This is a genomic window from Kitasatospora sp. NPDC059646, assembly GCF_042734615.1.
Classification (GTDB): domain Bacteria; phylum Actinomycetota; class Actinomycetes; order Streptomycetales; family Streptomycetaceae; genus Kitasatospora.
Genome location: NZ_JBHWDS010000059.1, coordinates 43,963 through 50,097 on the forward strand (window position 1 = coordinate 43,963; position 6,135 = coordinate 50,097).

Annotated in this window: 8 protein-coding genes; 4 read left to right on the forward strand and 4 right to left on the reverse strand. The window is 77.4% G+C overall.

Annotation, left to right across the window (positions count from 1 at the left end; translation table 11 throughout):
• Positions 1-37: 37 nt before the first annotated feature.
• From ACFV1L_RS30935 to ACFV1L_RS30945, 3 genes are read left to right on the forward strand one after another with little or no spacing between them, the layout of a single operon-like run.
• Positions 38-628 carry a hypothetical protein gene (locus ACFV1L_RS30935; protein WP_380372130.1) on the forward strand — a complete coding sequence of 197 codons (591 nt, stop codon included), beginning with the start codon at positions 38-40 and terminating at the stop codon, positions 626-628.
• Complete coding sequence (locus ACFV1L_RS30940; protein WP_380372131.1) at positions 625-1,866, forward strand: FAD-dependent monooxygenase; 1,242 nt, start codon at positions 625-627, stop codon at positions 1,864-1,866. Before ACFV1L_RS30935 ends, ACFV1L_RS30940 begins: the two co-directional genes overlap by 4 nt.
• 9 nt (positions 1,867-1,875) lie before the next feature.
• Positions 1,876-2,208, forward strand: a complete 333-nt coding sequence (locus tag ACFV1L_RS30945) for a hypothetical protein (RefSeq protein ID WP_380372134.1) — start codon at positions 1,876-1,878, stop codon at positions 2,206-2,208.
• A 156-nt stretch (positions 2,209-2,364) separates the two neighbouring features.
• Here ACFV1L_RS30945 and ACFV1L_RS30950 read toward each other — a convergent pair whose 3' ends face one another.
• The gene (locus tag ACFV1L_RS30950; RefSeq protein ID WP_380372135.1) at positions 2,365-2,976 is read right to left on the reverse strand and encodes a TetR/AcrR family transcriptional regulator; all 612 of its coding nucleotides are present in this window, start codon (positions 2,974-2,976) and stop codon (positions 2,365-2,367) included.
• A 25-nt stretch (positions 2,977-3,001) separates the two neighbouring features.
• Positions 3,002-3,856, reverse strand: a complete 855-nt coding sequence (locus ACFV1L_RS30955) for an alpha/beta fold hydrolase (protein ID WP_380372138.1) — start codon at positions 3,854-3,856, stop codon at positions 3,002-3,004.
• Between the two features lie 217 nt (positions 3,857-4,073).
• On the opposite strand from ACFV1L_RS30955, the gene ACFV1L_RS30960 reads away from it, so the two are divergent.
• Positions 4,074-4,580: an SRPBCC family protein gene (locus ACFV1L_RS30960; protein ID WP_380372139.1), complete on the forward strand. Its 507-nt coding sequence runs from the start codon at positions 4,074-4,076 to the stop codon at positions 4,578-4,580.
• Here the strand turns inward: ACFV1L_RS30960 and ACFV1L_RS30965 are convergent.
• Both ACFV1L_RS30965 and ACFV1L_RS30970 read right to left on the reverse strand, forming a co-directional pair.
• Entirely contained in the window at positions 4,570-5,121 is a 552-nt protein-coding gene (locus ACFV1L_RS30965; RefSeq protein WP_380372141.1) for a GNAT family N-acetyltransferase, read from the reverse strand. The genes ACFV1L_RS30960 and ACFV1L_RS30965 overlap by 11 nt on opposite strands.
• A gap of 1 nt (position 5,122) precedes the next feature.
• Complete coding sequence (locus ACFV1L_RS30970) at positions 5,123-5,992, reverse strand: nucleotidyltransferase domain-containing protein (protein ID WP_380372144.1); 870 nt, start codon at positions 5,990-5,992, stop codon at positions 5,123-5,125.
• Positions 5,993-6,135: the final 143 nt, after the last annotated feature.

The window sequence follows — 6,135 nt, forward strand, 5'->3', positions numbered from 1 at the left end:
CCGCCACGATCCTGTCGTCATCTTTTCGGGGGAACCGATGCCGCTGCCGTCCGTCGCCGTGTCCGGACACCTGTTCCGGGCCCGGGAACCCGCCGAGCTCGCCCGGCGGGTCGGCGCCTTCGCCGCCGCGCCCACCCGGCTCCTGCTCGCCTCGGACGGGCTCACCACCACCCTGCTGTCCGCCTGGACCGGCGGGCCGGTGCGGGTCGCGGGCGCCGACCACCGGCGGGTGGCCGCCGCCGGGGCGCCCACCGGGGCCGCCGCGCTGCTGCGGGCCGGCGCGGACGAGGAGCTGATCGTCCGCCGCTCGGTGCTCGCCGGGCCCGACGGCGGCGAACTGTCGCGCAACGTGGTGGTCGCCCGGGCCGGGCTGTCCGCCGCCGCCGAGGAGTGCCTGACCGACCCCGGCGCACCGATCGGCGCCGCCCTGCAGGCCACCGGCACCGCCCACCGGCGCACCGTGCTGGACGCCGGCGTGCGCGACTGGGACGGCGCGGACGCCGCGTACAAGACCTACCTGATGTGGCACGGGCAGCAGCCGCTGGCCGCCGTCACCGAGACCTTCGACCCGGCCGTGGTGCCCGCCGCGCCCGCCGCCGCACTCCTCGCCGCCGGAGGCCGCCGATGACCGCCCGCACCACCACCGTCGCGATCGTCGGCGCCGGGCCGGCCGGTCTGGTCCTCGCCCACGTGCTGCACCGCGCCGGGGTCGCCGTCACCGTCCACGAGCGGCAGTCCCGGGCCGCCGTCGAGAGCGCCGCCCGCGCCGGGGTGCTGGAGCACCGGGTGGTCGAGTACCTGCGGGCGCTCGGCCTGGCCGACCGGCTGACCGCCGAGGGCGAGCGGCACGGCCGGTGCGAGATCACCTGCCTCGGCGAGAACGTGCTGGTCGACTACGGCGCGCTGTCCGGCGGCGTCCGGCACTGGGTGTACCCGCAGCAGCTGCTGCTGCGCGACCTGATCGCCGGGTACGAGCGGGACGGCGGCGCGATCGCCTTCGAGCGGCCGGTGCGGTCCGTCACGGCGGACGCCGACGGCCGGCCCGTGCTGGACACCGCCGACGGCCCGCTGCGCGCCGAGTACGCGATCGGCTGCGACGGCGCGCACGGCGTGGTCGCCGCCGCTTTCCCCGACGGCGGCGCCGGGCCCGGGCGGCGCTACCCGTACGACTGGCTGACGGTGCTGGCCCGGATCTCCCGGCCGGTCGAGCAGATCCGCTACGCGGTGCACGCCGACGGCTTCGCCGGGATGATGCCGCGCACCGCCGACGTCGGACGGTTCTACCTGGAGGTGCCCGCCGACGAGGACCCGGCCGGCTGGGACGAGCGGCGGATCCGCGCCGAACTCGAACGCCGGCTGGAGCTCGGCGGCGACGACCCGGCGCTCGGCGCACTGCTGGAGACCGGCATGCTGCGGATGCGCGGCCGGGTCGCCCGCCGGATGCGGGCCGGCCGGCTGCTGCTGGCCGGCGACGCCGCGCACACCGTCACCCCGTCCGGTGCCAAGGGCCTCAACTCGGCGGTCGCCGACGCCGCCGACCTGGCGGCCGGCCTGCTCGCCGAACTGCTGGACGGCGACCCCGCCGGCCTGGACGGCTACCAGCGGCGCCGGCTGGACGCCGCCTGGCGGACCCAGGAGTTCTCCGACCAGCTGCTCGACCTGCTCCACCTGCCCACCGGGCTGCCGCCCGCGCAGCGGGAGTTCGCCCTGCGGCTGCGCCTGGAGCGGATCCGGCGGATCGCCGCCCCCGGACCGGAGGGCGCCGCCTTCGCGCTGGCCTACGCCGGGGCCGGTGAGCTGCCGCTGCCCGCCATGTGGCCGTCGGCACAGGGCGCCGCCGTCGCCACCGGCGCTACCGGTCGGTAGCATGCGGGCATGACCAGCGCAGAGACCGCCACCACCGCCGCGCCGGACGCCCGCGTCGAGCGCCGCGCCAAGCGCATTGCCAAGCACCTCACCAGCTTCGCCGCGCAGCACGGCGGCAGCGCGGACGGGGTCGTCGAGTACGTCGGACGCACCGCCACCCGGATCGTCGTGGTCGGCGCCGACGGCACCTGGGGCGACCAGGTCGCCCCGACCTACGCGATCGGCCGCCGGGCCGCCGAACTCGCCGGGCTCACCCTGCACGACGACTTCGAGGGCGAGCTGGGCGCGAAGGTGAAGACCGGCCCGTACGAGTGGAAGCGCATGGCGGGCATCCAGATCTGACCGCCCGCCGGCGGACACGGCGAAGAGGAGGGGCGGCGCTACCCGCGCCGACCACCTGTAGCTACGTTACGGGGGGCGGCGCCCCCCCCGCCGCGCCCGAAGGGCGGGCGGGGGGGGGGGGCGGGCCGGGGGGTGCGGGCGGCCCCCGACGGCGTTTCAGGGCAGGCGCGGCGGGGAGTCCAGGGCGGCCGCCACCAGGGCGCGGACCGTGGTGTCGTCCACGTCGCCGGCCAGGACCACGCCGCGGAACAGCATCAGGCCGGCCCACGTGTCGAGCAGCGTGAGGACGTCGGTGTCGGGCGGGAGGACCCCGCGGGCGACGGCCCGGCGCAGGACGGTCGCGGAGCGGTCCCGGCGGGGCTCGACCAGGTCGGTGCGCAGCCGGAGGGCGAGCTCGGGGTCGGTGGCGGCGTCCGAGATCAGCGCGGGCAGGATCGCCCGCACCTGCGGGGCGCCGTACAGGCCCGCCAGCGCCCGGGCGACGGCCAGGATCTCGCGCGGGCTGTCGCCGAGGTCGTCCACCGGGACGTCCGGCAGCCGGGTGCGCACCGCGTCCAGCGTCAGCGCGGCCTTGTGCGGCCAGGACCGGTAGACGGTGGCCTTGCCGACGCCCGCCTCCTGCGCGATGCCGCCGACCGTCGCCTTCGCGTAGCCGACCCGGGCCAGCACCCGCAGCGTGGTGCCGAGGATCCGCTCGCGTGCCGCCAAGTCTCGTACCGGGGCGCCCTGTTCGGCCGTGACCGGGGTCAGGGTCCGCTTCTCCCCCATGCTGTTCCTCCTCCGTGTGCGGGTGTCAGCGGCCCGGCAGCCAGCCGGCGACCAGGTCGGCGATCCCGCCGCCGGCGCGGGCCCAGCGGACGTGGTCGGCGGACTCGCCGTCGGCCGGGGTGTGGTGGCGGCGTTCCACCGCGGCGGCCGGGAGTTTGGCCACCAGGCGGTCGACGGCTCCGGGCGGGGCCAGCCGGTCGCCGGGCAACGAGACGGCGAGGACCGGGAGTTCGAGTGCGGCGAGGGCCTGCTCGTAGTCGAGGTCGGCGCCGGCCGGCGCGAAGCGGCCGGTCCGGCCGAGGCGGGCCCAGTCGCGCATCAGCCGGGCCGGCTGGCGGCCGCCGAAGCCGAGCCGGTGGCCGGGCCAGTAGCCCCACACGGTGGCGACCAGCGCCAGGAGTTGACTGCTCGCCAGGACCCGCCAGCGGGCCGCGCCGGGAAAGCCCCGGAAGTCCACCGACCCGGACGCGACCAGCACCAGCCCGTCCACCGCCTTCGGCTCCCGCGCGGCGGCCAGCACCGCGGCCTGCCCGCCGATGCTGTGCCCCAGCAGGACCAGCGGCGTTCCCGCCCCGAACCGCTCCCGCACCGCGGCCGTCACCGCCGGGACGTCCCGGGCCGCCAGCGCGTGGTAGCCGTGCGTCGAGCCCCGCCCCGAACGCGGCCCGCTCTCCCCCTGGCCGCGCAGGTCCACCGCCACCGCGGCCACCCCGCGCGCCGCCAGCTCCCCGCAGAACGGCGCGTAGTAGCCCGCCGGCACGCCGAGAGCGGGCCACAGCACCACGACCGCCCCCGGCTCGCCGTCCGGCGCCGTCACCACCGCGGCCAACGCCTCCGCCCCCGGCACCGGGATCCGCACCTTCTCCACCTCGGTCGCCATCCGCCCCTCCGGTTCCGTCGCCGTGCCGGCCGCAGCCCGGCAGCAGCCCGGCAGGACGGAACGAGTCGTCTCGTTCCACGCTAGCGAGGGTCCTCACGGACCGTCAAGTACCGCTCTGACAAGCACTTTTGCCGCTCCCGAACCCCCTTGCGCCGCGCTCCGCGCCCCGGCTACAGTCCGGACGCCCAGACCCCGGACCGTCGAAAAGAGGCACCTCGTGGAACGCCAGTGGACCCTTCGGGAGAGCGTGACGGTGCACGCCTCCGCCGAGTCGGTGTACGCCGCGCTCCGCGACCTGCGGAACCTGGCCCGCTGGAGCCCCGAGTGCATCGGGATACGCCGGCTGGGCCGCGGACCGGTCGGCGAGGGCACCCGCTTCCTCGGCTTCAACCGCAAGGGCCCGTTCCTGTGGTTCACCGACTGCCGGGTCGCCACCGCCCGCGAACCGCACGAGTTCGCCTTCCGGGTCGCCATCTTCGGCCTCCCCGTGGCCCGTTGGGGCTACCTGGTCGAACCGGCCGACACCCCGGACGCCGTCCGCGTCACCGAGTACTGGGAGGACCTCCGCACCGGCCCCGGCTCCCGGGTCACCGAACTCCTCGGCCGCGTCTTCACCGGCACCCGCCCCACCGACCGCGCCGCCCTCAACCGCACCGGCATGCGCGCCACCCTGGACCGCCTCCGCTCCACCGTCGAAGCCCCGGCCGGCCCCCTCACCCGCTGAGCGCCCCCGCGGCGAGGCGGTACACCACCGTCCGGCGGGACGGGCCCGGGGGAAGGGCCGGGTCGTCGAAGTCCCGGGACGGGTCGCGGGTCATGCCGAGGCGTTCGGCGACGGCGCGGGACGGGGCGTTGGCGGCGGCGATCAGGGCGAGGATCTCCGGGAGGGCCAACTCCTCGAATCCGTACCGGAGTACGGCCCGGGCCGCCTCGGTGGCGTAGCCGCGGCCCCAGGAGTCGGGGTGCAGGCGCCAGCCCGCCTCGACGCCGTCGAAGGGGGTCTCCTCGTCCACCGGGTCCAGCCCGGCGAAGCCCAGGAAGGTGCCCTCGGCGCGGAGTCGGACGGCCCACCAGCCCCAGCCGCGGTCGGCGAGCTCCTCGCGGAAGGCGGCGAGCGAGCCGGCGGACTGCTCCCGGGTCATCACCGGGCCGAGGTGCCGGCGGACCTCCGGGTCGGCGTTGAGTTCGGCCCAGCGGTCCAGATCGCCGTCCTCCCACTGGCGCAACAGCAGCCGGGGAGTGGTGAGTTCGACAGCAGCACCCATCTCAGGCCTCCGCTCCGGCGAGGACCTCGCCCGCCAGTTCCTCCGCCGCGTCCAGCACCGCCCCGAGCGCCGCCGGGTCGGTCGAACCCGGAGCGAACAGCCGCTGCGCGCGGATCGAGAAGTCCCGGGGCGCACAGGCCAGTCGACCGGCCGCGGCGATCGCGCCCTTCTCGTTGACCAGCCACCGGCCGGCCCGCGCGTGCAGCGCGTGCGCCAGCAGGCCGACGGCCCGGAACAGGCAGCCCTGCACGTAGCCGGCGTCGCCCCGCCGCGCCCCCTTCCGCGCGTTGGCCAGCGTGAACGGCACCTCCCACGCCGCGTCCGCCTCCAGTCGGCGCGCCAACTCGGGTGGGAACTCCAGCACTTCGGCCCGCAGCGCGGCCAACTCGCCGGACGCGTCGGCGAGCACCCGCCCGAGCGCCAGCTCCCCCGGGTACGCGTAGGAGGGGACGCCGTACGGGTGGCCGGGCTGCTGGCCGAAGAGGTAGCGGCCGGCCCGGGCCTCGGCGGCGTGGTCGCGGACGCGGGCGACGTCCCGGTAGATCCAGTCGACGCGGACCGGCCCGAGGTCGAGCCAGGCCCCGCCGTCCACCCAGGGGCCCCAGCCGCCGGGTTCGGTGACGTCGACCGGGCGGCCGCAGAGTTCGGCGGCGAGGCTGCGCAGCGCGGCGGTGTCCAGTTCGCCGGCCCGGTAGTACAGGCCGAGGTCGTAGTCGGAGCCGGGCGCGTGCGCACCGCGGGCCCGGCTGCCGCCGAGGCAGACGCCGACGATGCCGCCGACCCCCGCCAGTCGCCGGGCCATCCGCCCGAGTTCGGCGTCGCTCAGCTCGGCGTCGCTCGACTCGGCGTCGCTTCCGCTGTTCTCGTTCATCGTCCGCCACGATGCCGCACGGGCCCGCCCGCCGCCAGGCGTTTTCGCCGGACCGGGGAGGGCGCGGCGGGGGTGCCGCTCCACCCCCCCCGCGCCGGGGGGCCGCCGGCCGCGCCGGGGGCCGGGCCCCGCGTGCGGCGGAC

What these genes read in the sequence shown, in the direction of transcription:
- ACFV1L_RS30935 (WP_380372130.1), top strand. Translation starts at nt 38, where the DNA reads ATGCCGCTGCCGTCCGTCGCCGTGTCCGGACACCTGTTCCGGGCCCGG.
- ACFV1L_RS30940 (WP_380372131.1), top strand. Translation starts at nt 625, where the DNA reads ATGACCGCCCGCACCACCACCGTCGCGATCGTCGGCGCCGGGCCGGCC.
- ACFV1L_RS30945 (WP_380372134.1), top strand. Translation starts at nt 1,876, where the DNA reads ATGACCAGCGCAGAGACCGCCACCACCGCCGCGCCGGACGCCCGCGTC.
- ACFV1L_RS30950 (WP_380372135.1), bottom strand. Translation starts at nt 2,976, where the DNA reads ATGGGGGAGAAGCGGACCCTGACCCCGGTCACGGCCGAACAGGGCGCC.
- ACFV1L_RS30955 (WP_380372138.1), bottom strand. Translation starts at nt 3,856, where the DNA reads ATGGCGACCGAGGTGGAGAAGGTGCGGATCCCGGTGCCGGGGGCGGAG.
- ACFV1L_RS30965 (WP_380372141.1), bottom strand. Translation starts at nt 5,121, where the DNA reads ATGGGTGCTGCTGTCGAACTCACCACTCCCCGGCTGCTGTTGCGCCAG.
- ACFV1L_RS30970 (WP_380372144.1), bottom strand. Translation starts at nt 5,992, where the DNA reads ATGAACGAGAACAGCGGAAGCGACGCCGAGTCGAGCGACGCCGAGCTG.